The organism is Nonomuraea sp. NPDC001831, from assembly GCF_042892035.1.
In the GTDB taxonomy this organism is placed as follows: Bacteria; Actinomycetota; Actinomycetes; order Streptosporangiales; family Streptosporangiaceae; genus Nonomuraea.
The window spans coordinates 367,199-391,806 of the sequence record NZ_JBIATU010000009.1 but is presented as its reverse complement, the minus strand read 5'-3'; the positions used below and the strand labels follow the sequence as shown (position 1 = coordinate 391,806).

At 67.9% G+C, this 24,608-nt stretch carries 24 protein-coding genes and 1 other RNA gene; 3 read left to right on the top strand and 22 right to left on the bottom strand.

The features are described from left to right. Window positions 1–197: 197 nt before the first annotated feature. The 15 genes from fxlM to ACFYYW_RS29135 form a co-directional block, all read right to left on the bottom strand. Complete coding sequence (gene fxlM / locus ACFYYW_RS29205) at window positions 198–971, bottom strand: methyltransferase, FxLD system (RefSeq protein WP_387653119.1); 774 nt, start codon at window positions 969–971, stop codon at window positions 198–200. Between the two features lie 72 nt (window positions 972–1,043). Next, the gene (locus tag ACFYYW_RS29200) at window positions 1,044–1,370 is read right to left on the bottom strand and encodes a hypothetical protein (RefSeq protein WP_387653117.1); all 327 of its coding nucleotides are present in this window, start codon (window positions 1,368–1,370) and stop codon (window positions 1,044–1,046) included. Window positions 1,371–1,662: 292 nt separating this feature from the next. After that, on the bottom strand, window positions 1,663–2,505 hold the full coding sequence (locus tag ACFYYW_RS29195) for an SAM-dependent methyltransferase (protein ID WP_387653115.1): 843 nt from the start codon (window positions 2,503–2,505) through the stop codon (window positions 1,663–1,665). 46 nt (window positions 2,506–2,551) lie between these two features. After that, window positions 2,552–3,220, bottom strand: coding sequence for a dTMP kinase (gene tmk, locus ACFYYW_RS29190; RefSeq protein WP_387653113.1), 669 nt, complete (start codon window positions 3,218–3,220; stop codon window positions 2,552–2,554). Continuing rightward, window positions 3,195–3,809: an exonuclease domain-containing protein gene (locus tag ACFYYW_RS29185; protein WP_387653111.1), complete on the bottom strand. Its 615-nt coding sequence runs from the start codon at window positions 3,807–3,809 to the stop codon at window positions 3,195–3,197. The genes tmk and ACFYYW_RS29185 overlap by 26 nt, the downstream gene beginning before the upstream one ends. After that, window positions 3,802–4,968: a hypothetical protein gene (locus ACFYYW_RS29180; RefSeq protein WP_387653110.1), complete on the bottom strand. Its 1,167-nt coding sequence runs from the start codon at window positions 4,966–4,968 to the stop codon at window positions 3,802–3,804. The genes ACFYYW_RS29185 and ACFYYW_RS29180 overlap by 8 nt, the downstream gene beginning before the upstream one ends. Window positions 4,969–5,094: 126 nt before the next feature. Continuing rightward, window positions 5,095–5,973, bottom strand: a complete 879-nt coding sequence (locus ACFYYW_RS29175; protein WP_387653108.1) for a helix-turn-helix domain-containing protein — start codon at window positions 5,971–5,973, stop codon at window positions 5,095–5,097. A gap of 23 nt (window positions 5,974–5,996) precedes the next feature. Next, the gene (locus ACFYYW_RS29170; RefSeq protein ID WP_387653106.1) at window positions 5,997–6,521 is read right to left on the bottom strand and encodes a DUF6879 family protein; all 525 of its coding nucleotides are present in this window, start codon (window positions 6,519–6,521) and stop codon (window positions 5,997–5,999) included. Continuing rightward, on the bottom strand, window positions 6,518–6,772 hold the full coding sequence (locus tag ACFYYW_RS29165; protein WP_387653104.1) for a hypothetical protein: 255 nt from the start codon (window positions 6,770–6,772) through the stop codon (window positions 6,518–6,520). The genes ACFYYW_RS29170 and ACFYYW_RS29165 overlap by 4 nt, the downstream gene beginning before the upstream one ends. A 623-nt stretch (window positions 6,773–7,395) precedes the next feature. Next, on the bottom strand, window positions 7,396–8,550 hold the full coding sequence (locus ACFYYW_RS29160; protein ID WP_387653102.1) for a pentapeptide repeat-containing protein: 1,155 nt from the start codon (window positions 8,548–8,550) through the stop codon (window positions 7,396–7,398). A 663-nt stretch (window positions 8,551–9,213) separates the two neighbouring features. Then, entirely contained in the window at window positions 9,214–9,450 is a 237-nt protein-coding gene (locus ACFYYW_RS29155) for a hypothetical protein (RefSeq protein ID WP_387653100.1), read from the bottom strand. Window positions 9,451–9,803: 353 nt separating this feature from the next. After that, window positions 9,804–12,875, bottom strand: a complete 3,072-nt coding sequence (locus tag ACFYYW_RS29150) for a type I restriction endonuclease subunit R (protein ID WP_387653098.1) — start codon at window positions 12,873–12,875, stop codon at window positions 9,804–9,806. A gap of 3 nt (window positions 12,876–12,878) precedes the next feature. Further along, the gene (locus ACFYYW_RS29145) at window positions 12,879–14,072 is read right to left on the bottom strand and encodes a restriction endonuclease subunit S (protein ID WP_387653095.1); all 1,194 of its coding nucleotides are present in this window, start codon (window positions 14,070–14,072) and stop codon (window positions 12,879–12,881) included. Next, window positions 14,065–15,639: an N-6 DNA methylase gene (locus ACFYYW_RS29140; protein WP_387653093.1), complete on the bottom strand. Its 1,575-nt coding sequence runs from the start codon at window positions 15,637–15,639 to the stop codon at window positions 14,065–14,067. Before ACFYYW_RS29140 ends, ACFYYW_RS29145 begins: the two co-directional genes overlap by 8 nt. 470 nt (window positions 15,640–16,109) lie before the next feature. After that, the gene (locus ACFYYW_RS29135; RefSeq protein WP_387653091.1) at window positions 16,110–17,171 is read right to left on the bottom strand and encodes a tyrosine-type recombinase/integrase; all 1,062 of its coding nucleotides are present in this window, start codon (window positions 17,169–17,171) and stop codon (window positions 16,110–16,112) included. Between the two features lie 626 nt (window positions 17,172–17,797). Between ACFYYW_RS29135 and ACFYYW_RS29130 the strand changes: the two genes are divergently transcribed. Beyond that, a complete protein-coding gene (locus ACFYYW_RS29130; protein ID WP_387653089.1) occupies window positions 17,798–17,932 on the top strand; it encodes a hypothetical protein in 135 nt (44 codons plus the stop codon). 202 nt (window positions 17,933–18,134) lie between these two features. On the opposite strand, the gene ACFYYW_RS29125 is transcribed toward ACFYYW_RS29130, so the two are convergent. From ACFYYW_RS29125 to ACFYYW_RS29100, 6 genes are all read right to left on the bottom strand, one after another. Further along, a complete protein-coding gene (locus tag ACFYYW_RS29125; RefSeq protein WP_387653087.1) occupies window positions 18,135–18,659 on the bottom strand; it encodes a hypothetical protein in 525 nt (174 codons plus the stop codon). After that, window positions 18,659–18,919, bottom strand: coding sequence for a hypothetical protein (locus ACFYYW_RS29120; RefSeq protein WP_387653085.1), 261 nt, complete (start codon window positions 18,917–18,919; stop codon window positions 18,659–18,661). Before ACFYYW_RS29120 ends, ACFYYW_RS29125 begins: the two co-directional genes overlap by 1 nt. Further along, entirely contained in the window at window positions 18,916–19,089 is a 174-nt protein-coding gene (locus tag ACFYYW_RS29115) for a helix-turn-helix domain-containing protein (RefSeq protein WP_387653083.1), read from the bottom strand. The genes ACFYYW_RS29120 and ACFYYW_RS29115 overlap by 4 nt, the downstream gene beginning before the upstream one ends. 355 nt (window positions 19,090–19,444) lie before the next feature. Next, a complete protein-coding gene (locus ACFYYW_RS29110; protein WP_387653081.1) occupies window positions 19,445–20,884 on the bottom strand; it encodes a YfjI family protein in 1,440 nt (479 codons plus the stop codon). A gap of 128 nt (window positions 20,885–21,012) precedes the next feature. Beyond that, window positions 21,013–22,029, bottom strand: a complete 1,017-nt coding sequence (locus ACFYYW_RS29105) for a bifunctional DNA primase/polymerase (RefSeq protein ID WP_387653079.1) — start codon at window positions 22,027–22,029, stop codon at window positions 21,013–21,015. Beyond that, complete coding sequence (locus ACFYYW_RS29100) at window positions 22,026–22,208, bottom strand: AlpA family transcriptional regulator (protein WP_138718879.1); 183 nt, start codon at window positions 22,206–22,208, stop codon at window positions 22,026–22,028. Before ACFYYW_RS29100 ends, ACFYYW_RS29105 begins: the two co-directional genes overlap by 4 nt. Before the next feature lie 98 nt (window positions 22,209–22,306). Here ACFYYW_RS29100 and ACFYYW_RS29095 point away from each other — a divergent pair, with 98 nt between their 5' ends. Together ACFYYW_RS29095 and ACFYYW_RS29090 are read left to right on the top strand one after the other, a co-directional pair. Further along, window positions 22,307–23,017, top strand: coding sequence for a helix-turn-helix domain-containing protein (locus ACFYYW_RS29095; protein ID WP_387653076.1), 711 nt, complete (start codon window positions 22,307–22,309; stop codon window positions 23,015–23,017). After that, complete coding sequence (locus ACFYYW_RS29090; protein WP_387653074.1) at window positions 23,004–24,161, top strand: tyrosine-type recombinase/integrase; 1,158 nt, start codon at window positions 23,004–23,006, stop codon at window positions 24,159–24,161. The genes ACFYYW_RS29095 and ACFYYW_RS29090 overlap by 14 nt, the downstream gene beginning before the upstream one ends. Before the next feature lie 29 nt (window positions 24,162–24,190). Here the strand turns inward: ACFYYW_RS29090 and rnpB are convergent. After that, an RNA gene (gene rnpB, locus ACFYYW_RS29085) (RNase P RNA component class A) lies at window positions 24,191–24,581 on the bottom strand. Window positions 24,582–24,608: the final 27 nt, after the last annotated feature.

Sequence of the window (24,608 nt, the reverse complement as noted above, 5' to 3'; positions counted from 1 at the left end):
TGGGCCACCGCCACGACCACCGCCTCGGCGGCTGTCAGCACCGGAGGACGGCCCCGCCGGCGAGGTCGTTCCCGCGAAGGCATCACGTGATCGTCCAGATACACATAGAGTGCGATCAGAAGGGCGTCTAGGTCAGTCTTCACACACCGACCATGGACGCCCTTCGTCACGTCCGCAGCCGATCACCGAATTTCACATCAGCGATCTAGCGCGTCCCTATCGACCTTGAGGTCCTCGTCATCCCAGCGCAGCACCACCCCGTCCTCGATCGTGACCGTCCGCTCGGTGTGGGACCCGGCTCCCTGGAACGGCACGAAGACGCACAACCCGTAGTCACGGCTGACCAGGCCCCCTGCGCTGTCCCGGTCGAACGCGATCCAGCGGGTCGTCCCCTTCATCCGGAGCGGAACGACGATGCGGGCGCTGTCGCCGAGTTGCTCGATCCAGGCGGGCGGAATGTCCCAGCTCCCGGCCGTGACGATGATCCTGTCGAACGGGGCAGCCTCGGGGACGCCCCGCTCCGCGTCGGCCAGCATCACGTGCACGTGGTCGTAGCCCGCCTCGTGCAGGAAGGCGCCGGCGCGCTCGACGATGTCGGGGTCGATGTCCACCGTGGTGACGCGCCCGTTGTCGCCGACGAGCTCAGCCAACAGCGCGGCGTTGTAGCCGCCGCTGCCGACCTCGCACACGCGCATGCCGGGCTTGATCTCAGCCGCTTCCAGCATGACAGCCTGGAGATGCGGGGCCGATACGGAGCTGAGGGTCAGGCCGTTGTCGTCGCGCTTGACGATCGGCGCGTTGTCCACGCCGTAGGCGACCTCCAGCAACTCGCCCGGCGTGAACACGTGGCGCGGCACGGCGGCGAAGGCCGCTGCCACGGGCTCGGACTGGATCGCGCCCTGCTCACGGAGCTCGTGCACCATGGCGTCACGTAGCGCGGCGACGTCGTGGACGTCGTTGTCGGTGGTCACAGGGTGGGTCCCCTCTTCGTGGTCGTGATGGGCAACGGGTTGATGGTGGCTGCTGACGGGGCCTATCCGGGGTCAGCCGCGCCGCCGGCTTCCCTTCAGGAAGGTGTCGGGCTCTGCGGCCTCCCCACGGCGCAGATGCTCATCGCGGTGCCGCTCGGCCAGAGCGATGTAGACGTCCATGGCCTGCCGATAACGCCCGCGGCCGGTCTCCTCGTAGCCGCCACCGCCGGCGGAGCGGAGCACGAAGAACTGGCCGCCCTCGGACGCCCACTCGAACCGGCCGCAGCACGAGGTGTGCGAGACCCGTAGCAGGTTGCCGATCGGCTTGTACGGGACCCACGCGAAGGCGGGTTCGTCCTGCACCGGCTCGTCCGTCTGGGGCTGGTGGGCTCTGGCCATGGTCTGCTCTTTCCACCCAGCTCCGACTGTTCTCTGCGAGGGCGGGTGAGCAGTAACAGCAGCGTGGCGGCCCCGACCGGCCGCCGCCGTGGTGAAGACGGCACCGGCGTGGGATGCTTCCGAACTGCTTGAGCTGATGGCGCAGGCTGGGCGTCAATGACTGGCGAGCGGACGCCCAGCCTGCGACCGGCGCGATGCGGCGGGGAAGACGACACCGGGCCGCACGCACGTGGCATGGCAGTACGGCGCGCGAGGATGCGCCGCACGGTGACTGGCCGCTGCCATGCCACGGTCATCTGTCCTTACGCTCCGCCATCACCATGAGGAAGTGCGGCGCGTCCCGCAGCGGGGTACGTCCGTCTTCCTCCGGCAGGAAGTCGATCGTGCGGACGACACCCGGCTCTGCGATGGCGAAGTCGCGCACCAGATCCAGCACCTGGCGCTCGCTACGGACGTAGATTGGTACACCGCCGTGCAACTCGGCGTAAGCGGCTCTGCCGCGCTCAACGGCCGCCGGGTCCATGCCGTCCCCCGTTACGTGGGTCACCACGACCACACTGCGGGGAGCCAGGCGGGCCCGCAGGGCGAATCTGAGGTCGGTGCACTGCTCGTCGGTCAGGAAGTGCAGCACCGCACCCAGGATGACCACGACCGGCTTGCCCAGCCACAGGTGAGCGCTCATGGCGTCGAGGACCTTGGCACTCTGTCGTAGGTCCTGCTGCACCACGCTGACGCCGGGGCCGCGCAGCAGCGCCCGGCAGGTCGCCACGACCACCTGATCGGAGTCCAGGGCCAGCCACTTGACATCCGGCTCGATGCCGGCGGCGGCGTCGTACAAGTCCGGCAGCCCGAGCGCGTCCATGCCCTGCACGGGCTTGCCGCAGCCCAGGTCGGCGAACTGCTTGTAGCCGCGCCCGCCGAGGTGGCGGACGACGCGGACCAGCGCGGCGGCGTTCTCCTGGGCCACCTCGTCCACCTTGTCGTGGATCGCCCTCTTGAGCTTGTCCACGGCTTCCCGGTCGGGAGCGAACGCCTCCGTGTCCGCCCCCCACAGCGCGGCGTAGGTGCGGGCCGGAACGGCCTCGGCCGGGTTGAAGCTGGCGCCGGGTGGCGGAGTGAGCGGGGTGTCTGTCATCTGGGTCTCACTTGGTCGTCGAGGGGGAGGAGTCGCAGGACGGGCGTCACCACGCGGCCGTCTTCGGCGGGTGGTCGTCGCGTACGGCGAAGAAGTTCGCGAGCCGGTTCCTGATCGTGACCGCGATCTGGTGAGCGTCGTCGGCGCTGATATCGACGCGCAGGACGTCGTAGCCGGCCTGGATGAGCCGGTCGCACGCCTGCCGGTAGAAGTGGGCCTCGGCGTGGCTGGATCTGGGGGTGAGCTGGAAGCGGTTGTGCGCTCCTCGTTCCGCCAGCCGTGCGGCGATCACCTCGGATGCGCCTTCGAGGACCACCGCCAGGTCCGGCCGGTCGGCTGGGGAGTTCAGGGCCCATAGGAATGCCGGGTCCACCCCATCGAAGCGCTGCATCACCAGCGCGGACGGTACGTATCGGTCGCAGAGCACGATCTCGCCGGCGTCCAGGTGGGGTTTGATCTCGGTTTCCAGGTGGTGGTAGCGGTCGGCGGCGTACAGGCACGCCAGCGCGGGGCCGGTGACGGTCTCGGTCATCTCGCGGGCGATCTTGCCGAGCACTCCGTTGGACGGTTCGGCGGTGGTGTGGACGTGCTCGCCGTCGGCCACCAGGAGCTGCGACAGGTGCGCGACGATGGTCGACTTTCCGGCGCCGGAGGGGCCGTCGATGCTGATGAACAGGCCGCGTCGGTGGTCAGAAAAGGGTCGGAGCTGCGTCATCGGTCGATCCTTCGCGGGAGGTCGTCGGGTCGGTCAGCAGGGCGGCCAGCGGCAGAGGTTCCGCGCCGGTGGCGAGGTGCGCGAGGAGACGGGCGCAGACGAGGGCGTCGTAGGCCGCGCGGTGAGGTGCCAGGCCGGCGGGCAGGCCGGTGGCGAGCTTCAGTTCCTCCGCGAGCACGCCGAGCTTGTACGAGGGGCGGCCCGGCAGGAGGCGGCGGGCCAGCTTGAGGGTGTCGATGACCAGGGAGGGCTGGAACCCGGGCAGTTCCCGGGCCAGCACGCTGAGGTCCACGTGCGCGTTGTGCGCCACGAAGATGGCGCCGCCGAAGGCCGCCATGATGTCCGGGGCGTACTCGGCAGACGGCGGAGCGGATGCCACCTGCTGGTTGGAGATGCCGTGGATGCGGCAGGCGAGCGGCGTGATCGGCCTCGGTGGCTTCACCAGCCACGTGAGCGGTTCTTCTACCGTGCCCTGGGCGATCGGGACGATGGCCAGCTCGACGAGGTCAGGAGGCTGCTGCCCGTTGCCTTCAACGTCCGCGACGGCGTAGCGGAACGCCGTCCACACCCGCCTGTCGATGTCAGCCATTGGTGCTCTCCCATCCGATCGCGGCCCGGCCGTGCCGTCCTCGGCGATGCGGATGCGCGGCGTCGTGGACCTGGAAGCCGAGCCGGTGCTGGAGGTAATAGCGCGGCTGCTCGGACGGCAGCCCCTCGACCTCCGCCGCCCGCTCCGTCACCTCGATGACGCGCATGCCGGTGGCTTCGGGCAAGGCACCGGCGGCCTCCAGGAGCTGGAGAGCGGTCGGCACGCGGTGCGCCTGGGCGCACCGGTCGAGCTGAGCGGTCGGGCAGATGTCGCACAGCTCCTCGATGCCGTAGTGCCCGTTGTAGTCCGGCAGGCCGTGGGCGTAGGAGACGGCGCACGAGGTCTTACGGAACAGCGGCGGCGCGTCCAGCGGCCGGCGCGCGAACGCCGCGAGAATGCGTTCCTCCAGCGTCTCAGGGACGATCTTGCGGCGGGCGGTCTCCTCGTAGGGCTCGGGCAGGCCGTTGGCGCGGTAGTAGTCCGCAATCTCGTCCCGGTAGAACAAGCCGGTGAACACCGTGGCGTCGGCCGACCTGGACAGGCGTACGGCTCGCGCCAGGTGAGCCGCGGTGTCGTTCAGGCCGGGCACCAGGGGACGCCAGTAGAAGATCGTCCGGTAGCGGCGCGGCCCGTACGCCGTGGCCAGCCGCATGGACCGCACGGCGGTCTCGGAGGGATGCCGCTCGATCCGCTTGTCGTCGATCCCCGAGTACGTGAACAACAGCGTCACCTTCACGTTCGTCAAGGCGTTGAGCCGCTCACAGTCGCGGACGCTCACGAAACCACGGGTGATCACCAGCACGGGGTTCGTGAGCCCGCGCCGGTCGAGGTCCTCCAGCACCGCGAACAGGTGGTCCCGCACACCCGGTAGGAACGGGTCGGTGGCCCGGTTGAACACCTGCAACGGGGTGTCGTGCGGCCGGAAGTACCGATGGCTGACGAGCTGCTCGACCGCCTCGCCGTCACTCATCAACGCCCGCGGCCGATCAGCGTCCCACAGGCCGTAGGTGTGCCGGATGCAGTACGCGCAGCCGAGCGGGCAGCCCTGCACGTGGTTGAGGGACAGCCCCGACTTCCGGTACTCGACGACTTCACGTGCCCGCTGCGGGAGCGCGGCCACGGCCTCCTTGGGCAGGAGCGGAACGAACGCTGAACTCACGACAATCTCCAGATCAGGGCTGTCGATGGCGCTGTCAGCGTGACACGGAGGCGAAGAGAACGGCGAGGAAAGTTCTAGGGATTTCTCGATACTGACCAGCCGACGGCGACGAGGCGAAACATCGAGCTACGCCGTCGCGGCATTTTCGCCATCGTCGTCGGGCAGCGCCGAGCGCAGCTCCTCCATCACCTGGGTGATGACCGCGCGGGCGCTGGCGCCGTAGGCCGCGACGGAGGCCATCGCGCCGAAGACCTTCTCGTGCAGGTCGATCTCCTGGGCCTGGGTCAACGTCAGCTCGGCCGAGAAGATCTCCACGAGCACCTGGCGGTCATCGAAGATCCAGAAGCCGCACCCGGGGGCGATGACGAACGGCGTGCCGAACGGGATGACGCCGAGGCGCACGTTGGGCAGCGTCGAGGCGGCCACCAGCCGATCGAGCTGGGGCAGCATCAGCTCCGGTGGGCACAGCCGGTACCGGAGGACGGCCTCGGTGATCACGAAGTGGAAGCGCTTGCGCGGGTCGTAGAGGATGTCCTGCCGGGCCAGCCGGGCGCGTACGGCGTCGTCGATGTCGTTCGTGATGCCGAACACGGTGATGGCCTGGGCAAGCCGGTGACGGGCGTACCCAGCCGTTTGGAGCAGCCCGGGAACGAAGGCGGGCTCGAAGACCCGAAGACGAGCGGCGCGCCGCTCCATGTCGGCCCAGGTGCCCTGATGGTGGCGGGTGCCCCCGCTCAGGAGCCGCTGCCACTCCGCGTGCGCAGACTCCATCGTGCGCAGCATCGCCAGCACCGAGGCGCTGTCCTGCTCGTCGCCGGTCGTCGCGCCGACCCAGCCCGTGACGTCGCCCTCGGTAGGGGTCTGCTTCCCCGTCTCCAGCTTCGAGATCTTCGAGGCAGGCCAGGAGAGACGCTCGGCGAGCTCACGGCCGGTCAGGCCGGCGGACGCGCGCAGGCTGCGCAGCTTGTTGCCGAGCGCCTCTCGGGCTTGCTGGACGCTGGTCACGCCCCCTTTTCTACTCAGCCGTCCTACTCTCGTGCCAGGTCGGCGAGGAACTGTTCGCGGGTGACCGCCCGATGCCAGGCGTCGTCCCGAGCCGCCGCCAGCTCGACCACGAGGGCCGGGTCGGTAACGATCTCGGCGCCGAGCAGGACGTCATCCTCGTCGAACTTCAGCCGGGCGGCCCACTTGGAGTCGAACAGCCAATAGTCGAGCTCCGGCAGACCGGCCGCCTGCGCCCGGTCCAGGTAGCGGATGTCCTCTCCGGCCTGGATGGCGAACTGCGCGCACCACAGGCCGAAGCGGGAGTAGTCCGACAGCGGGACGGAGACGACCCGCACGCGGTGGACGACCTTGCCCTTGGCCGCGTGTTCGGCCATGAGATCGAGCCAGGGCCGGTTCCACGCCAGGTCGTCGGGCTCGCCGGCGAGAAACTTGCGGATTGGCTCGTGCTCGCCCGGGGAGTTGTAGCGCTCCCTCGGCTCCAGCCGGAACGCGGTGTGCTCGAACGACCTGAACAGGTCACCGAACGCGTCGCCGGAAACCAGGGTCAACGCCCCTCACCGGAGCCTTCGTCGGCCGCCTCGATCGTGGCGGCGCCGTTGGCGGTGGGGGCCTGGTAGAAGCTCAGCAGCTCCAGCGGAATCTCGATGTCGGCCTCCCCGGCAGGCACCTCCCCGAGGTCGGCGAGCGCCTGCCTGTCGGTGACCCGGTAGCCGCGCACGACGAGGCTGCCCCGGTCAGTGGCCCACAGCGTGGGGGAGCCGCCGTTCTGTGAGGTCGAACCGAGGAACGTAACCCTCATACCTGCCTCCCGAGGAGAAGAATTCGAGAACATTCACCATGAGGGGACTACGGCGCGACGTGGCCGTCAACCCTCATGACTCGATCGCTCTGGCTAGGGCGTCGTCCAAGCCAGCCGGAGGAGGCGATTCCAACCAAGCGAGTCACCGGGCAGTCCGCCCTGGGCCTCCCTTCGCCGGTTAGCCGTTGGATCCGACTGCAACATCCGACACGTTCTTCAGGTGGCCCTGCCCGAAGTCGTAGTCCCCGGCCAGCATCTTCTTCGTCGCCACGGCGGCGGCTCCTTTCAGGACAGGTGTGCCCGGCCGGCGTCGACGAGCTCCAGGTCCCACACGCCGGTCCCCCACTCCCACCCGGACGACACGTCGCCCAGGATGTACAGGCGAGCCTGCCCAGCTGCAGGGTCCTCGAAGGCGAGGTGCGCGGCCAGGTCGTGCAGCAGGACGGCGTCGCGGGCGTGGTTGGCGCGGATATGGGCGCGGAAGGCGCAGGCGGTGAGGTCGAGCGTGGCCGCCCCTCGACCTGTCGGGTGAGGGTGAGCAGCCGGTCGTAGTCGGTGCCTTGCTCGATCAGCAGGTCGTATTCTGCGGCGGCCATGCGCGGCATGCTGACCGAAGCCTGCGCTTACGTCCCTGGGAAACCTGGAGGGAACTGGGTCTTCCCATCGATTCGAGTTTTGGTCAGCTTCGCCCCTCGCAGGTCCGCCCCGCGCAGGTCCGCCCCGCGCAGGTCCGCCTCGCGCAGATCCGCCCAGCGCAGGTCCGCCCTGTTCAGGATCGCCCCGCGCAGGTCCGCCCCGCGCAGATCCGCCCAGCTCAGGCCCGTCCCGATCAGGTACGCCCTGCTCAGGTCCGCCTCGATCAGGTCCGCCCTGCTCAGGTCCGCCCTGCTCAGGTCCGCCTCCCGCAAGTTCGCCTCGATCAGGTCCGCCCCGTTCAGGTACGCCCCGCGCAGATCCGTCTCCCGCAGGTCTGCCTCCCGCAGGTCTGCCCCATTCAAGTGCGCCCATACCAGATCGGCGCCCGGTACGCGGATTCGCGCCAGGTTGCAGATGCAGTAGTCCCAGTCTGCGGCCTCGGCGTCTGGCTGCCTGTCGGCGCGGCTGAGCACGGTGAGGGCTGCCTGCACGTCGGTCTTCGGCTGTGCCGGCGGTTTGGCCTTCGGCTTGGGGTCGTGCTCTCGCACGTACGCGGCCATGACGTTGGCGATCGTCTCCCGGTCGCGTTCAGAGTCCTGCGCCAGGCGTTGCAGGGCGTAGATCGCGCCCAGACGGACGTCGATCTTCTTGGAGCCGAGTTGTTCGATCGCCTTCGTGTACCGGTCGGTGATCTGTCCTTCCTGGGCGGTTTCCAGCGATCTGGAGGTGTAGACCAAGCTGCCTGCGGTGAACAGCAGTCCGAAGACCACGCCCCAGGTGCTCCAGCGTTGAAGGCGTGTCCCGCGTTCGGCGATGAGCGCGTCGAAGTGCTCCTTCGGAGAGAGCGATTCGATCTCCTCGGACGTGAGGGGCCGCAGTTCGGAGCGGGTGCGGTGCCGGAGCTTGCTCACCGTCCAGCGGCTGATGCCGACGAGGAGAGCGACCGCCGCGAGGATCGTGAGCACCACGGGCGGGAGATCCGCTGTGGAGTATTCCGGCACTAGGTAGTCAGGCAGCCACTCCAGGACAGGCATCCACCAGTCGGGTACTGGCACGGGCGCGAGGAGGTGGAAGGTCGCGGTGGCGATGACAGTGATGCCGACCACGCCGATGAGCCAGATCAGGGCCCTCTGCAGACGCACTTGCCGCGGTGTCACAGCGTCCATTCGACCGAAGGCGGAGCGGTGCACGCGGTGCGAACGACGAAAGTGTCACTAGATGGACTTGCCAGGGCGAAGATGGCCAGGTCAGCGAGGCCGAGGCGATGGACGCGGTCGCACAGAAGGTGGGGATGAAGCCGTCCCAGCGCTGAGGTGGTCTCGGCGTGGGACGGCTTCATCCGAAGCGGAAACTTCGCACGGCCCACAGCAGTGCTCGGTCCCTTCGGGCACCACCCTGCCGCAGTCCGCTTTTCGGCACGCCCGATACCGCTGCCCATCGACCACGACCCCGTACATCCTGAGCACCCGCTGGTTACGGGCCGCGTCCTCGGGCACGGCCCGGGCCGCTTCGTCGTTCGTCGGTGTTCCCTCGATCATGCTCTCCCCCTCTTGTCTGCCATGACTCACCATCGCCCCCTGATCAGCCGTACGAACCTGCGCCACCTCGCCCCCGGGGGCAGCGGCTCCGCCTGCCGGGATGGGACGATCCCGTACGGGCTCCAGCAGTGCACGACGTGCAGGCCGTCCCCGCCACTCGTGCACCCAGACCCGGGGGCGTGCCCGCCTCGCCGTCCAACAGGACTATTAGGCTGTCGCAGTGCCGGCACTCCGCCCGGTCCAGCACCCGCCGCCCCTCCACTGGGGTCATGCGCTGACCCCTTCCTCGCTTGCGCCAGCCGAGCCGGTGAGCGGTTCGCGGGTGATCCACAGGTGGCCCTCGTCGTCGGGCTCCTGGGCGCGCTCATGCACGGCCCACGCGCGGGCGGCGTCGGCCTCAAGAGCGCCGCTGGCCATCTTGGTGGCCACGAGGGCGCCGCCGTAGATGCCGTCCCCGCGGATGGCCTGCAGACTCTCAACGTCCCGTCGGTACGGAGGCGTCAACGGGGAAGATCCTTCCCAGGCGCCAGAAAGGCCACAGAGGGGCAAGTGCCCGTTACTAGGCGTCAAACCCCACTGAGGTGATCTTGCCCTCTACGGAACATCTCAGGGCCCCACGCCGCGCATCGGGTTGTCTGGCCACTTTTGTCTGCCCGGGCGGTACCCGTGAACGACAGGAGAGTCGTCTTGACCGGCGCCATGCCGCGCGATGGCAGAGACCGAGGCGCTGGCCTTAGAGTCGGTACCGACGGAACTGCGCTCCCCATGGTGGCCGCGGAGAGCGATGCAGTGTTGATCATGGCCCGAGCAGCCCGGCGAGGCCCGACAGTCGCCACAGGTTGCCGGGCCTTCGTTCGTCAGTCGACTAGGTAATGGGCTTCGATGTAGGCGACGGTGGAGTCATATGGCTCTCCTACCGGCTTCAGCAGGTACTTGCGGAAGACCGCGGCGGTGGCGCGGCGGACGCCGCGGTTGCGGGCGTCGGCGTTGTCCCATGACCGGGCGAGAGTGCGGGTGACCACTTGATCGATTTCCTCGGCCAGGTTCCTCTCCGTGATGGTGAGGCCGGGTGGTGCGTGGTCGTGGATGATCCGCGACAGGACACCCACGTGGTCGTCGTCCAGCACGACCGCTTCGTCGGGGTGCTTGCCGGCGTTCACGATGGCGCGAGCGATTCGGAGCGCCTCGGACAGGAACTCCAGGGCGTCCTGTGAGTTCTGAATGATCCGATCCCGCAGCAGCTTGATCCGCTCTGCGAGGGCGGTGTACTTCGCGGAGCCCGGTTCGACGCCCCTTTCGAGGGCTGCCTTAATGTGATCCAGGATGTCCGCCGCGGACGGTGGCCTCTTGTCCTCGCCGTCCTTGCCGGGCTTGGGCCGGACAAGGGCCATCAGCTCCTTGAGGATGGCGATGCCCTGCGCATCCAGGACAAGGGCTTCCTCTTGGGTGGCGACCACGGAGAAGGAGTGGACGTGGGCGTTGATGATCTCCAGGACCATCGGTCCCAGCTCACTCAGCCGCTCTTTCCTCTCCTCGTCGGAGGACTTCTTGAACAGGGTCGTGTACACAGAGCCGAACAGCCCGAAACCGTCCCGGTACTTGGCCACCCGCTTGTCGGTGCTGATGAGCGGGTACAGGCGGGCGAGGAACCGGTAGTCCTTGCTGAACACCTCGGCGGCACCAGGGTTGGCGTCCAGGAAGGCGTTGATGGCCCGTACGGACTCGTAGCCGTGGGTCGTGAGGTCCAGGCCGTCCACGTCCACGAGAAGGTCTTCGATGCGGGCGAAGGTGGTGCGGAACTCGGCAACGAGCTCCGACAGGTCGGTGACGAACCCGCCACCCTTACCGGTGCCCGGCGAGGTGGGATCGACGACGGCCCGCTGCACCTCTTCGGCTAGCCCGATGTAGTCCACGATCACGCCGGAGGTCTTCACAAAACCGGTCGGGGACACCCAGGTACGGTTCGGGCGCGTGATCGTCTGGAAGAGGGTGTGGGCCTTCAGCGGCTTGTCCAGGTAGAGGACGCCCTCATTAGGGGCGTCGAACCCGGTCATCAGCTTCGCGGTCACCACCAGAAAGCACAGCGGGTCGTCCGGGGTGAGGAACCGCCGCTTCTGCTCCTCCTCCTCGGCCTCCGAAAGCCGGAACGGGCGCATGGCGGGGTCTTCGCCCTTGGCGTCCGAGACGGAGATGTTCACCTCGGCGGTGATCCGGCCATGCTTGCCGACCTCGGCGAGCACTTGTGACGCCTCGAAGCCCGCCAGCAGCTCGTTGATCTTGTCCGTGTAGGCCACGGCCAGCTCACGGTTGTAGGCGACGACCTGGGCCTTCAGGCCGTTGCGGTAGGCGCCGGCCAGGTAGTGGTCCACGATGTCCTGGCAGACCGCGTGGACGCGGTCGGGGTTGGCGAACACTGAGGTGAGGCGCCCGAACTTGCGGGACAGGAGTTCGCGGTCGGGGTCGTCGAGGTCGAAGTCGTCGGCGAACTGGTCAAATTCAGCCTGCAACGCCTGGTCGTCTAAATCGAAGGCGACCGGGTGCGGGTCGAGCAGGACCGGAACGGTGGCCCCGTCCAGAAGAGACCGGGACACCGAGTACCGGTGCAGCACCCTGCCCGGGTCGGTCTCTTCGCCGAAGAGGGCGAAGGTGTCGGTGGAGAGGTTCCTGACGGGGGTGCCGGTCATGCCGAAGAACTTCGCGCGCGGCAACGCTGCGCGCATCTGCCCGGCCAGGGACGTCGATCGGGCGGACTGGGTGCGGTGTGCCTCGTCGACCAGCACGATGATGTTGTCCCGGGCCGACAGGTTCTTGCCGGCGTCGGCGAACTTGTGAACGGTCGTGGAGATGACGCCGCGCACGTCGTCGGCCAGCAGGGAACGTAACTCCTGGCTGGTGGCGGGCCGGTGGAAGTAGGCATCCCCCATTGCGGAGGTGAACACGCCGGAGGTCTGGCGGACGAGTTGGGTCCGGTCCGAGAGCAGGATGATCGTGGGCGATTCGGTCCGGGTGTCGGCCAGCAGTAGCGAGGCGGCGAACACCATCAGCAGCGTCTTCCCACTGCCTTGGTGGTGCCAGATCAGCCCTTTCCGGCCACCGGCCAGGACTCGCTTGTGGATGAGGTGGGCGGCCTCCATCTGCGGGTATCGGGGCAGGTACTTCGTGTCCACCCCGCCCCCGGAGGTGTCGAACAAGGCGAAGTTCGCCAGCATGTCCAAGACGGTGGCCGGGTTGAGCAGCAGTTCGACGGAGCGCTTCACGTCGGCCTGCCCGGACAGGTTCTCGTCGTCGGCGGTGGACCGGAACGGCTGCCACAGGTTCGTGGGGGCACCGGCGGCACCGAAGCGCAGCTTCAGCCCATCGGAGGCGACGGCGAAGACGTTGGGGGTGAAGAACCACGGGTACTCGGTGGCGTACACGTCGTTGATCTCGCGGGCGGCGTCCGCCCAACCAGATTTCGCGGTCGGCGACTTCACCTCGACCACGACCAGGGGCAGGCCGTTGACCCAGTACACGAGGTCGAACCGGCGGGAGGTCTTGCCGGGGACGGTGATGGTCACCTCGTCCGACACGACCAGGGTGTTGGCGGTCGGGTGCTCGAAGTCGATGACCTTCAAGGCGTGCCACACGCCGTCGGCATCCCGGAACTCCTTGTGCCCACGCAGCAGGCGCAGCACCTGCTCGTTGGCCCGCACCAGCCCGCCCTCGACGGCATTGACCGTGGCGACGATCTCCTCGACCACCACGTCCACGTCAAACCCGTCGATCACTCCAGGGTTGAACTGAACGATGGCGTCCCGCAACAGACCGGCCATCACCGTCTGTGTTGTCTCACGCGGGAGCGCCCTGCCCGCGGTGAAGGTCCAGCCCATGGGGAGGGACCACTGGATCATCAGGTTCTGGAACTCGCGCTCCCGAATACCCTTCGCCACGGCTCAGACCTCCAGCTTGGCCGACTCAATCTCAATGGTGCGGTCCAGCAGCCCCGCCAGCAGCCCCGCTCGAACGTCACGGAGACGGGCGGCCTCCACGCGGGTCGCCTTCAACACAGACTCCATCGCGTCGAGCTCGACCACCATCTCGCGTTGCCGGTCGAGCGACGGCAGGTGCACAGTCATGCCCTTCGCCCGCTTGGCGCTGATGTGCTTGATATTGGTGCCCCCCGCGACGTCAAGGAAGGCCCTGGACTCGTAGGCCCACATGCTCCAGTGGAAGACGAACTCAGGAATGCAGACCCCTTCCAGCGCCCGAAGACGGAGCAGGGTCATCTGGGTACAGACAGGGCCCGGCAGCTCGTCTCGCCACATGGCGGGCATCCCGACGGCATTCGCGCTTGCGCTGCCCTCGGACACCACGACGTCGCCGTAGCGGAGGCCGAACTTCTCGCGCTCCACTGGGTCGTAGTTCATCTCCAGCACGTCGGACAGGTCGAGCGTCCCGTAGCCGACGTTCGCGGAACGGAGGTAGGGCGTCATGTACCGGCCGGTCGCCCTGTCGGGTGTCCGGCGCACGCCGGTGGAGAAGTCGAAGGCGTGCTCGGCCCTCACGGCCTTACCCGAGTCGTTGTTGACAAGGTCGGCTCGTCGCCGGCGCAGAACCGCTGCCAACGCTCCCGCCTCGGCGTCAAGTGCCGTGATCTGGTCGTCGATCGTGCTGATGACCTCAACGATCCTCTTCTGCGTCTGTAGGGGCGGCAGTACGACGGGGATGTTTACGAAGTCCCGCTCATGGAGACGTCGGCGTTCTGTGGTGCCGACCGCTCGGGCTGCCGCCTCGGCCTGGAACGAAGCAGTGTGGAAGATGGCCTCGACGTACTCCGGGATGATCGCCTCGCGTTTGACCGTGAACACCGGGAAGTCGTTGGTGACGAGGCAGCCGTCGGCGTCGTTCTTGACCACCCCGAAAGAGGCTTTGGTCGCCCACATCCGGTTGTAGACGATGTCGTCACGCTTGATCCGGTAGAGCACCTTGCCCTTGATGGTTTGCGCGGGGACCGTCTCACGGTCGTACACTCCTCCGGCATTCCAGCGCACCCCGGCGTATCGCGCCTCGGTCAGGTCCTCGACCCGAATTACACGAGAAACCTGGGTCATCACCTCCCCGAGCGTGGTCCGCTGCCAGTCATTCATCGAAGCCCTCGATTCCAGCATCGGCGAGGACGGCGAACATGCGCTGCTCGGTCTTCTGGCGTTCAGCACGAGCCATGTTGTAGGCATCGATGAGGGTGCCGAGGTCTTCCCGCTCGGCGGCGGCCTGCTTGATGTACCGCCCGATGTTCAGGTCGTACCCGTTCGACGCAATCTCTGCGGTGGGGACGAACCGCACCGCGAGTCCGCCATCTCCATCGGGGTCCACCGGGTTGCCGCCGGCGTCCAGTTTTGAGTGGTAGGCGGTCACGATGTCGGCGATGTCGGCGTCGGTGAGGATGTTGCGGTTCTTGGCCTTGGTGAACCGCTTGGAGGCGTCGATGAACAGCACGCCGCCCTGCCGCTCCGGGTCCTTGGTGCCGGGTGCGCGGAACACCAGGATTGCCGTGGGGATGGTGGTGTTGTAGAAGAGGTTGGCAGGCAGGCCGATGACCGCTTCGAGCAGGTCATCGTCCAGGACGCGCTGGCGGATGGCTGCCTCTTGGCCGCCTCGGAAGAGCACGCCGTGGGGCAGGACGACGCCGGCGCGTCCCTTCTTCGGGCTCATGCTGGCGATCATGTGCTGCACGAATGCCCAGTCCGCCGTCGACTGCGGGGCGACCCCGCCGAGGGCACGCGGGTCGTTGCTCCAGGGCTTCCACTTGAGGCTGTAGGGCGGGTTGGCGACGATCACGTCGAACTGCGCGACGGACCCGTCCGGCTTCTTGAAGCGCGGGTCCTTCAGCGTGTCGCCAACCTCCACCTTGAACTGGGTGAGGTTGTGCATGAAGAGGTTCATGCGGGCCACACCCGCGGTGTCCGGGACGGCCTCCTGCCCGTACAACTTAAGCGTGTAGCCACGCCCGCCGCGGGCCTTGAGGAGGTTGGCGGAGGCGATGAGCATGCCGCCCGATCCGCAGGCCGGGTCGTACACCGACTCGTACCCCTTGGGGTCCAAGATCTCGACGATTAGCTCGACGACCTCGCGGGAGGTGAAGAACTGGCCGGCTCGGGTACCGGACCCGTCGGAGAACCGCTTCAGCAGGTACTCGTACGCCCCACCGAGGACGTCATGGGACATGTTGCCCTCGTGCATCTTCGGGGTGCGGTCCATCGTCTGCATGACCGCAGCCAGCACCTCCCCCGGTAGCACCTCTTCGGAGGTCCAGGTCATGGACCCGAACAGGCGGGAAAACTTGTCAGGGTTGGCCGTCTCGATAGCTTGCAGGGAAGCGCGGACGCGCTGGCCGAGGCCAGGCTGGGTGATGGTGGCGAGGATGGACGTCCAGGAGGCCCGACGCTGGTGGACGGTGCCAGGGTGGATGAACGGGATCTCGAACGACTGGTAGTCGCGGTACTCGATCTCGTGAGCTTCCTCGGCGGACAGGTCATCCAGGCCCTCGTTTTCGGCCAGGAACTGCTCGTGCTGGTGCTCCCAGGTGTCCGACAGGTACTTCCAGAACATCAAGGGGAAGATGACGGAGGCGTACTGCGCCTCGGGCATCGCCACGCGCAGTTCGTCGGCGGCATCCCACAAGCGGTTCTCGATCTCCTGCTGGGTCACTGCCATAGGTTGGGGGTGTCCTTGCTCGTCAAAGGTGGCGGCCCGAAGGCCGTGGAGTTCCTGCTGGTGCCCAGCTTCTGGGCGTGCCCGTCATGGACATGCGGGGCGTCGTACTCCCTGCGCGGGAGATCCACTTACGATAACCCTCCCCAGGACCCCGGAATTCGGCAAACAGCCCAACTAACCACGCATCCAGCCGAGGCCAGGCCCCTCGGCAGGATGATCTTGTTCCCGCTTCCGGCCAGCGTGCGTTGCAGATCAAAATCGGCCAGTTGTCGGTCTCGCGCGCGTGCGCGTAAGAGGCTCCCAAAAGTCCCGATACACCCGGCCCACCGGTGTGGACGAGCGTGTCGAATCCGCACCCTGCTCGCCTCGCGCGCGTGCGCGTAAATGCCTCGCGAAACTACCGGTAAGCCCTTCGCTGATCGGTCGAGGGGTGCAGGGAGCGTGTCCGGGACTCCGTGGCGCTGAACGTCTCAGAGTCCCACCCCGCGCATGGGGTTGTCTCGCCATTTGTCGGCCGTCCGGATGTAGCCGTGCACCACCGGCGACTTCTCCGACCAGCGGCCGTGCCGAGCGATGGCCGACACCGAGGCCCCCGCCTTGGCCGCGGCTGTCGCCCCACCGGCGCGCAGTGAGTGAGCGGTGAAGGTGTCCGCGTCCTTGAGCCCGGCCCGCTCCGCCGCGCGTCGCACGATCTTGTTGAGCCCGTCGCCGGACATCCGACCGGTGCCGCGCATGGTCGCCCCCGGCGTGCCGGCCAGCCGCCCGTGCCGGTCGATGGCACGCAGCAGCGGCCCCTCAGCCACGCCGCGCTCCTCCAGCATGGCCAGCCACGCCTGCACGACCCGCACAGGGCAGGTCGCCGGGTGCGAACCGTACGGCAGGGGCACAATCTCGCCGATCGCGTCCTGATCGGTCTTGGACCGACGGATCGCCACCTCCAGCCCATCAGCGGTGAACGTCAGGTCGGCGAGGTCGAGCGCCGCCAGCTCGGAGCGGCGGCCCATGAGGGCGAAGCCGAGTACCAACACCACGCGGTCGCGCAGGCCGCCAAGGGCTGCCGGGTCGGTGGTGTCGATCAAGGCGCGCAGCACGGTCAGCTCGGCGGGCGGGGCCTTGCGGGTACGCTGCCCGGCCGCGGCACGCTCCTTGCGGTAGTCACGCAGGGCGAGGCGAGCGAACTCGGCGTTGAGTCGGAGCCCAGCCTTTTTGTGCCGGGACTGGATGCAGGCCAGCGCCCGCTCGATGGTGGAGGGCGCCGGCAGGGTGCCCTTGCGGGTGGGGGTGGCGGCCAGGTGGGTGACGTACTCGGTGACCGTCTCGGGGGTGGCGGGCAGTGGGCTGCGGCCGATAGCGGCGCACCAGGCGGCGAAGGTCCCCCAGTCCCGCTGGTAGGCCCGGCTGGTGTTGGCCGCGAACCCTCCGGCGACCCGCGCCCGCGCCGCCTCAGTCAGCTCCCGGTCGGCCACGCCCGCTGGAGTCGACAGCGAGGCGGTCGGGTCGTCATCCAGCCGTGCCAGCTCGGACACCGGCATCTCCCGTCTTCAGGTGATCAAGATTCTGGGTCGCGATAAGGCATGTTATCGCGACCGAGCCATTCGGACCCGTAGCAGCCAACAGGGACATACAGCACAGCGAACAAGGCGACGCTGGCGGATCTCCCCGTGACGGACGCCACCGCCCATGCCAACCCGCCCAAGAGATGAGCCTGGCGGCGACGAGCACCATCGAGGTCGCTGCTAGTTGCTGACGTATTGCTATGCGTAAGCACGTCTAGTGTTGGGCCCCATATGAGCAACAGGTTTTCGATCTTGTCAACCCCGTAGAATTCGGCCAATCCGATCAGGGAAGCGCTTTCCCGCCCGCATCTGGATCGCGTTATAAGATCGTTACAAGACTAGTTTTGATCGTACCCATGGGATTTTTCGGCCCCCTTCGCCTCCTGGCACCGCCAGAAGACACAGGACCGGCAAAGCGAGCTGGCCGCGACGATCTACCATGAAGTGAGCCCGGCCCCCGCGCCAACGGAAACCGGGCTCCGACGTACAAGCTGGGCCTGGAGGCCTCCGCTTACACGGCATAGACAAGTTCAGTGTAACGCGAAGGACTTCGCCTACCAGGTAGGTGCCAGGCCCGGCTCCGACAACAGCCGGGAGGCTTCATGCTCAAGCTCAACCTGTCCGCGACCCTGCCGACCCTGATCCCGCAAACCACCGTCCTGGTCATCATCCTCATCTTCGTGGTCCTGGCCCTGACGGGAACGCCGCTGCACCTGACGATCGACGCCGGCCAGTAGCCCCACCCGTGAAGGCGGCTGCTGCACAGTGGCCGCCTTCACGGCGCATTTCTGCCCTCAGTCTTCGTGCCCCAGGGATCGGTCACCCTCTCCGGGCCAGGAGCCGTCCGCCTGTGTCGGCAACCACGATGACACCTTCACCCGCGGGCAGCCTTCATGGGGTTCGCTCTGATGATCGCTTGCCGCAGTCTGTCGCACGATCTCAGGGAGCGGATACTCTCAGCGCTTCCGCAGCGACCTGCCGCTGTCGCCGTGCCTTCGCCTTGGTGACTCGATCGATGATGTTCTGGATGAGGGCGGGGTCGGGGCCAACGTTCACAGGGCCGCCCTGCGGCCCGGACACCTCAACGGCCTTTACCGGCCGCCAGTCGTCGGGGAACATCCGCGACATGAGATCCAGGGCGACGCGGCCGTTCGGCTGGCTCCAGGCCCGTTCTCGCGTACCGTCTGGTCGTTCGCCCTCCCGCACGAGCACGCCGCCCACAGCGTCGGCGAACGCGGCGGCGACCAGGACTTCAGCGGACTTCGCCCGAGCGTAGGTGACCGCCGCCCGGAAATCGCGCAGTACGGCGGGGGCGTCCTCTTCTTCGCCCTGCGCCAGCCAACGATGGACAGTAGAGCGGCCCACGCCGCAAAGATCGGCCGCCGTGCTCAGGAAGTGGCCGGCCTCCACATGACGGCAGAGCTGGTCCTGGAGTTCAGGGGTCAGCTTGGTCGGGCGGCCCATCACCCGTCCCCTTGGGATCGTGCGGCCAACCGGCGGCGGACGTGCTCGGCTCCCCGCCGGGCGATGCTCGCGTCTCGTATCCCAACGCTCCAGGCTACGGGTACGGCGGGACGGGCGGCGGTGGGACGCAGACTGTGGCGTATGACCAGGCTGACCGCGTCGGTGGCCCTGCGGCCGGGGTGCCGCACGCCCCCTTCGGTCAGGAGGACGGCCAGGACGCGTTCGACCGCCGTGATGGTGGTGTCCTGGGTGTTGGTCATTCGGCGGACTCCTCGGGGACGTAGGAGAGGCCCAGCATCGCCGCGAGCTTGGCCGTAGGGATCAGGATCTTCCGGCCGATGCGGAGGGACGGGAGGTCACCACGGCGTACCGCGTCATAGGCCACGTCGCGGTGGAGGTCCAGGAGCGCGGCGGCTTCGGTGACCGTCATGGTCGGTCGCCCGGAGAGCTGAGGTGTCGTCATGGGCCGATGCATACAGGATCGAGGGGCTAAGCGCCTGCCGAGCCCTACGGCGGCCGATGCAGAGGTACCAGCGCCCTCGTCCTGGTCCGAGTCGAGCAGCGGTGACAAAAGCCTTCTAACGCCTCCTGACCTGCTTCTTTACTGTCATCGCAGGCGATGACGGCGTGCTGACACAGATCAGGAGGGGCCGGTTGACCAGCCCGGATGTCTGTCACCGACCCCGGTGACAACAGGAGCGGGAGCATTGTCATCGGGAAGGCTTGCTCGTCATCGCCATTGTCACCGCTGCCGGTGACAGGCGTCCGCGCTGGTCGGCCGGGGTCTACGGAGCCTTTGTCACCGTGTCATCGAGCACCACGGGATTGGTGACGTACCCGGCCGTCTTCCGCCCTCCCGTCGAGGTTGTCTCGACGGCCCGGACGTAGCCGTAGCTCTCCATCATCGACAGGACCCGGCTGACCTCCTCGGCGGAGTCAAACCGGCGCTGGTGACCGCGATGGACCTCGCGCAGCGTGAACTCGGCACGCCGACCCTTGATGACCCAACTGAGGACGGCCAGGGCATCATCGCGCAGCGGGTTCGACCGCATCACGCCGAAGGCCGCCAGGGCGTGCTCGACGAAGTACCGGCCAAGCCTGATGGCCTTGCGCATGGTGTCCTCGCTGATCGCCTTACGCAGGCCGCTCATCTGATACTCGGCCAGGTGAAGCAGGGCAGCCAGCCGTGCAGTGGCCCCGGCGAGTTTGCTCGCCCACTCGCGCAGCGACTCCAGGTCTCCCGTGCCGAGACGCAGGCGCGGCTCGATCTCCGCCCGCCAGTCCGCGTGCGCCCGCTCTGCCTGCGGCGACAGCTCCATGACCTCAGGCTGGGGCAAGGTCGCCAGGTCCACGATCAGGCCCTTGAGGAGGCCCCCGTACGCGCGACACACCTCCTCATCCAGTGTGGGCGTGCTGTAGACGTCGCGATACCCCACCAGGTCCGGCGGCAGGCTGAACAGCAGCCGGGCCAGCGCGCCCCGCCCGTGCATCTGCTTGGACCCCGCCAGGTCCTTCAACATCTGCGGCTGGATGCACACCCCAACCGTGAGGGCAGGCCGCTCGACAGCCTCTTGACGCCCTCGCCGATCCACCTGCAGACGATCCCCTGCGTGGCCCTTCAAGACCAGTTCGAGATTGGGCCGCCCGTTGCTGTAGCGTCCCAGGACGTTCTCGTAATAGCCGCCTTCGGCCGACAGGATCGCCAGCCGCCCACCCTGCTCGACCAGCATCGACGCAGCCGCCTCGGGCGTGATGTCGTCGGCCGTGAGCCTCGGCAGGACGGGAATCTCCATCTCCTCGGCCTGCTGCATCGCGTCGGCCGCCGCTTCCAGGTCCTCCGGCGACTTGCCTTTCTGACGGGCAGCTTCGGCCCGTGCCTTGGTGCGGCGTCGCTCAGTCTCCAACTCCTGGATCTTCGGCCGGACCTGGTCCTGGAGGTGCCGCTCGGCGGCGAAGACCGGCCTCATGATCTCGTTGAACACCGGAGACTTGCCCGTGCCCGGCGCTGCGGCGATGGCGATGTGCAGGCTGAGCGGCTCGTGCCACCGTCCCCGTACGTGTACCTCGGCTCGCCCGGCCGCGGCCGTGGCCAGGGCCGCGAGTACCAGGCTGCCCGGCAGGTCCGGGGGTACCTGCAACTCGGTGGCCACCCCGCGCACCATCGCCGCGATGGCCTCAGGGAACACCTCGATGGGGAAGCCGGGCAGCGCTGCCTGGGTGTCCAAGGGGATCGGCTCGTCCCACTCCGGAGCGTCTCCTCCCCCGTCTATAGCACGCAGGCGCCCATGCCGCTGGGAGATGGAGGCGGGAGCGTCCAGGCTGGCCAAGATGGCGTCGGCCTCAAGTGACTGGGTCATGCGATCCCCCGTGGTTGCAGGGCCCCTGCGGCGAGGCCGGAATGAATGGTGGTGGCCGCCTCACGGAACGGCAGGCCAATGTCTTGGGCGGCGATCAGCAGCGCCCGCTCGGCCAGTTCGGACGGGAGCAGCCCGTTGGCGACGAACTGCCCCAACGCGAAGGCGGCGGCATTGAGCGTGTGGTTTCGGACGCCGGGCACGGCTTCGAGCACCCGCTGCACCTCGCCCCGAAGGGCGGCGTACACGTACCCCGTGGAGCGTCGGCCGAGCCTGGCAAGCACCTCGCGTGCCGAGACCGGCGTGCGCTCCTCTCCGCCCTCGTGCGCCGCCAGCAGAGCAGCCAGCCAGGCCGGGAGCGGAGCCGCGGGTTCCTCGTTGATGACGTCGTACGACCCGGCTCCGTCCGGAAGGTCCACGAAGCTGCCCGGCCCGACGACGTACCCGCCTTGCGCCCGTGTGTCGATCAGCCAGCCGAGCCGCCCGGCGGTGTTCCTGAGGGGCATTCCGGTGGGTGCCGTGAAGTACAGGTGGGTGCCCCCGCGCCGGGTGCGGACGGTGAACGTGTCGAACGGCAGTGGCTCCCCAGCGTCCAGGCAGGCCAACGCCAACACGTCCGCGCCCTCGTGTACGCCCGGCCGGTCCCAGGGAGAGGGCGGCGGTTCGTCCGACTTGGGCGTGTCCAAGTCCAGCACGACCAGCCGGGACGGGCCGCAGGCGATACCGATGTTGTACGGCGCCCGCGACCAGCATCGGCGGATCAGCTCGGGATCGGTCGTGGCCTCCCTCTCCCAGTTCGTGAACCCCTTCAGCGGGCGTTTCTCGCGTCGGGTCAACGGAAAGACGTGCCAGCCGCGTCTGGCCGCGGCCAGGGCGTACCGGAGTTGAGCGTCTGTGCCCTGCGGCGGGTCTGCCTGTAGCCTGTCAGGGCTCGTGCCATTGGTGGGTGCTGAGCTTCTGGGCGGGTCCGTTGCGAGCGGGCCCGCCCCGCTCTTTTCGAGGTGCGCGGCGGTCACGCCGACTCCGCGAACCGGCTGTCTTCCCAGGCCACGACGTCCGAGAGCCGATACCGGACGTACTTTCCCGCCCTGTAATAGCGCGGCCCGTCCCCTCGGGAGTTCCAGGCGTAGACGGTGGCGAGCGGGACCTTCTCCCGGTCGGCGAGTTCCTGCGGGGTCAACACGTCGTTGCCCATGACTTCCTCCAGTTGCTTGTGGCGCTGATGCCACGGGCACCATAGATCACGGAGGCTGCTCGTTGCAAATGAGCCACAAGCAACGTAACCTCTGCCGCATGAACGACACCCAAGAGGGAGGTCCGCCAACCGTTGCGCAGCTTGTCGGGCTCAACGTCCGCCGGCTCAGGGAGGCGAAGGGCAAGGTCCTGCGGGATGTCGCCGAAGCGGCTCGCGCGTTCGGGGTGAAGTGGGACGCCTCCGCCGTATCTCGCATCGAGACTGGCCGGCGGGATCTCACCGTCGAGGAGTTGCTCGCATTGCCAAACGTGCTCACGCTGGCTCTCGACGAGCCGGTGACGCTGCAGGATCTCCTGCCTGACGGGGAGCCGATGTGGGTGACCAGCTTCGATAGGAAGATCCCCACGACCCGCCTACAGCAACTCCTCGCCGAACCCGGCTTTGCCTGGTTCAACAGGCCTGGGCACGAGCGGGTGACCGAGGCTGTGAAGGAGTGGCTCACAGAGGACAAGCGGAAAGCTCAGCTCCAGCGCGGCGGCGAGGCCGGCACCGAGTCGTACGAAGAGTTCCAGGCACTGGCAGACGAGCTGGGCGTGGGGACCGGCAACCTGCTCTTCGCCTACCGGGACCTCTGGGGTGAGTTCACGGGCAGCATGGCCCAGGAGCGGGAGCGGCGGCTGCTCGAATCCGGCGCGGACCTGAGCCAGCCGACCAAGGTCCGCACCCTGCGCGGCCATATCACCCGGCAGCTGATGGCCGAGCTGCGCGACTACTTCGACGCCAAGAAGGGAAGCGATGGCCCGCGTTAGAGATCTCTGGACCAAGACCGTTACCGGTCCCAGCGGGGAGAAGAAGAAGGAGCCCACCAGCCGCCACGGCAACGGCAAGCGCTGGCTCGCCGTCTGGCCCGGCCCCGACGGCAAGGAGCAGACCAGGGCGTTCGTCAAGAAGAGCGACGCGGAGAAGCACGCCACGAAGATGGAGGCCGACCAGCTCAGGGGCACGTACATCGACCCCAGGCGCGGCCAGGTCAAGCTGAGCCAGTACGCGGAGGACGCCTGGCTGCCCGCCCTGGTCCACCTGCGCGCGAACTCTATGGAGACGTACCGGTCGCACCTCAACACCCACATCTACCCCGCGTTCGGCGACCGGCGGATCGGCTCGCTCACCCGTACCGACATGAAGAGCTTCGTCGCCACCCTGAGGGGCTCCCTCGCGCCCTCCACGGTCGGCACGGTCTTCGCCGTCTTGCGTGCGCTCATGCAGGCGGCGGTGGACGACGGCGTCGTCCCCGCCAATCCCTGCCTGCGGGTTCCGCTCCCCCGGGTGGAGGCTCGCGTCGTCGAACCTTTGCCGACCCGATCAGTGCTGACGCTCGCCGACGCCATCACGCCGCGGTACCGCCTGGCGGTCTGGCTCGGGTTCGGCCTCGGCTTACGGGAAGGCGAGGCGCTCGGCCTTACCGAGGCAAGGGTCGAGTTCCTCAAGCGGCGTATCCGCATCGAGCAGCAGGCGCAGAAGGGCGCTCTCGTCGAGCTGAAGACGAAGGCGTCGCGGCGGAGCCTGCCCGTCGATGACGGCGTCCTGGCGGAGATCACGGCGCACATGCAGCGCTACTCCCCCGGCCCCGAAGGCGTGCTCATCACCAACCGCATCCGCAAGATCCCCCGGCGCTCCTCGTTCGGGGACTGCTGGCGCGAGGCCGTAGAGAAAGCCGGCCTCCCCAAGGGGACGCGGTTCCACGACCTGCGCCACTACTACGCCTCGACCCTGATCGCGGCGAACCTCAACCCCAAGAGCATCCAGCGCCGTCTCGGCCACGCAACCATCAGCGAGACGTTCGACACGTACGGGCACCTGTTTCCAGACGACGAGGACCTCGGGCGCGGCGCGATCGACGCTAAGATCGAAAGGGACCTGGCGGAACAGAGCCGGAACAAGAAGGAAGCATGAACCCCAACCCCCTGGTCAGAGGGGTGTGTGAGACGAGTCGGCCTGTAGGCCGGGTTCTGTCCTTCGCGAACGAAGGGGCGACCATCCATCTAGGGCCGCCGTTGCCGGCGGCCTCAAGCGGTCTACCCGCGCGGCTCGGGCGGGCAGCCCTCGAACGTCGCGCGCGGAACGCTCCGGAGAGCGTCCCTTCTTGACCTTGCTCCGGGTGGGGTTTACCTAGCCGCCCACGTCACCGTGGGCGCTGGTGGTCTCTTACACCACCCTTTCACCCTCACCTTCCACCGAGGTGGGAGGCGGTCTGCTTTCTGTGGCACTGTCCCGCGGGTCACCCCGGGTCGGCGTTACCGACCACCCTGCCCTGTGGAGCCCGGACCTTCCTCGGCGGGCCCGAAGACCCGACGCGGCCGCCCGGCCGACTCGTCTCAAGCGAGGTTATCAAACCTCAAG

What these genes read in the sequence shown, in the direction of transcription:
- ACFYYW_RS29200 (WP_387653117.1), bottom strand. Translation starts at nt 1,370, where the DNA reads ATGGCCAGAGCCCACCAGCCCCAGACGGACGAGCCGGTGCAGGACGAA.
- ACFYYW_RS29195 (WP_387653115.1), bottom strand. Translation starts at nt 2,505, where the DNA reads ATGACAGACACCCCGCTCACTCCGCCACCCGGCGCCAGCTTCAACCCG.
- tmk (WP_387653113.1), bottom strand. Translation starts at nt 3,220, where the DNA reads ATGACGCAGCTCCGACCCTTTTCTGACCACCGACGCGGCCTGTTCATC.
- ACFYYW_RS29185 (WP_387653111.1), bottom strand. Translation starts at nt 3,809, where the DNA reads ATGGCTGACATCGACAGGCGGGTGTGGACGGCGTTCCGCTACGCCGTC.
- ACFYYW_RS29165 (WP_387653104.1), bottom strand. Translation starts at nt 6,772, where the DNA reads ATGAGGGTTACGTTCCTCGGTTCGACCTCACAGAACGGCGGCTCCCCC.
- ACFYYW_RS29145 (WP_387653095.1), bottom strand. Translation starts at nt 14,072, where the DNA reads ATGAATGACTGGCAGCGGACCACGCTCGGGGAGGTGATGACCCAGGTT.
- ACFYYW_RS29140 (WP_387653093.1), bottom strand. Translation starts at nt 15,639, where the DNA reads ATGGCAGTGACCCAGCAGGAGATCGAGAACCGCTTGTGGGATGCCGCC.
- ACFYYW_RS29135 (WP_387653091.1), bottom strand. Translation starts at nt 17,171, where the DNA reads ATGCCGGTGTCCGAGCTGGCACGGCTGGATGACGACCCGACCGCCTCG.
- ACFYYW_RS29130 (WP_387653089.1), top strand. Translation starts at nt 17,798, where the DNA reads ATGCTCAAGCTCAACCTGTCCGCGACCCTGCCGACCCTGATCCCGCAA.
- ACFYYW_RS29125 (WP_387653087.1), bottom strand. Translation starts at nt 18,659, where the DNA reads ATGGGCCGCCCGACCAAGCTGACCCCTGAACTCCAGGACCAGCTCTGC.
- ACFYYW_RS29120 (WP_387653085.1), bottom strand. Translation starts at nt 18,919, where the DNA reads ATGACCAACACCCAGGACACCACCATCACGGCGGTCGAACGCGTCCTG.
- ACFYYW_RS29115 (WP_387653083.1), bottom strand. Translation starts at nt 19,089, where the DNA reads ATGACGGTCACCGAAGCCGCCGCGCTCCTGGACCTCCACCGCGACGTG.
- ACFYYW_RS29100 (WP_138718879.1), bottom strand. Translation starts at nt 22,208, where the DNA reads ATGGGCAACGACGTGTTGACCCCGCAGGAACTCGCCGACCGGGAGAAG.
- ACFYYW_RS29095 (WP_387653076.1), top strand. Translation starts at nt 22,307, where the DNA reads ATGAACGACACCCAAGAGGGAGGTCCGCCAACCGTTGCGCAGCTTGTC.
- ACFYYW_RS29090 (WP_387653074.1), top strand. Translation starts at nt 23,004, where the DNA reads ATGGCCCGCGTTAGAGATCTCTGGACCAAGACCGTTACCGGTCCCAGC.